At 54.1% G+C, this 898-nt stretch carries 2 protein-coding genes; both read right to left on the minus strand.

The features are described 5' to 3' along the window. Positions 1-206, minus strand: a 206-nt coding sequence (locus P0D73_RS46520) for a hypothetical protein (protein WP_408321384.1), incomplete at its 3' end; no start/stop codon positions are given. A gap of 26 nt (positions 207-232) precedes the next feature. Then, the gene (locus tag P0D73_RS46525) at positions 233-385 is read right to left on the minus strand and encodes a hypothetical protein (protein ID WP_408183718.1); all 153 of its coding nucleotides are present in this window, start codon (positions 383-385) and stop codon (positions 233-235) included. Positions 386-898: the final 513 nt, after the last annotated feature.

Genomic DNA, 898 nt, shown 5'->3' on the forward strand with positions numbered 1-898 from the left:
TTCGCCGAAAATGATTCGTGTGGGGTTATGAAACATGAAATTTTGCATGAAATACCTTTCCAGTCATTTACATGACCGGTCGTCTTAAGCTTGATGAAAAATTGTGACTGGTCGAGATCCAAGGAGGTCAGGAGGATCGAGACGCTAGGTGCGTCGACCACCTCGGCGTCCCGTTCGGCTTGTCTGATAAATGCGCTGAACTCCATAGCTGCCTCCACCACAACTACGTTTTCTATACTCGGACCAAGCCGGCACGGCTGACGGAATGGAAAGCGCCATAACGGCAGGTTGCAATCGCTTCAGCGTCGGACTGTGAAGCGGCCTGTGCGAAGGCGACCGCCCAACGGCCGCAGCCAGCGCGATAACGGATCGAATAGATGAACATGGCAAGCTCCTGTGGTATTTACTATCAACGCGTCTTGGCGCCTTTCGTCGCTGACCGGACGGGTTGATTCCATTCTGGTCAACCGCTGTTGACGCGGTCCTGTCTCTCGGATTACATGCTTGTTATCTCGAAGCAATTTGTGCGCGTCGCAGCCATCTACCGATTTTTTCCGCACGAACGCTGAACCCAATACGACTTAGGACATGCTGTCAGAGAATGGTTCTCGCCATAAGTAAGTGGCGAGCGCTTTCTCAATGAGAGAAGAATAGGTTTTGCGAAAGGGCGAATCTACTCTACGGTTGGGTATGCCGATACCGCGTTAGCGTTGCCTGGTTATACGGACGTATAACCGCGGTAAGGTGCGCTCCTTCGGCGGATGAAAAATGTCCCATCTGAGCCGCCTGCAAAAATGGCAACGACGACGCATTGTCCTCAGATTCGTTCTCGCGACGGGCATAGAGCGGGGCGTTGGCGCCGCTATCGGGACTCGCTCGCGACCGGGGCCGGCCTGGG

It is taken from the genome of Paraburkholderia sp. RL18-101-BIB-B, from assembly GCF_046026985.1.
In the GTDB taxonomy this organism is placed as follows: Bacteria; Pseudomonadota; Gammaproteobacteria; order Burkholderiales; family Burkholderiaceae; genus Paraburkholderia.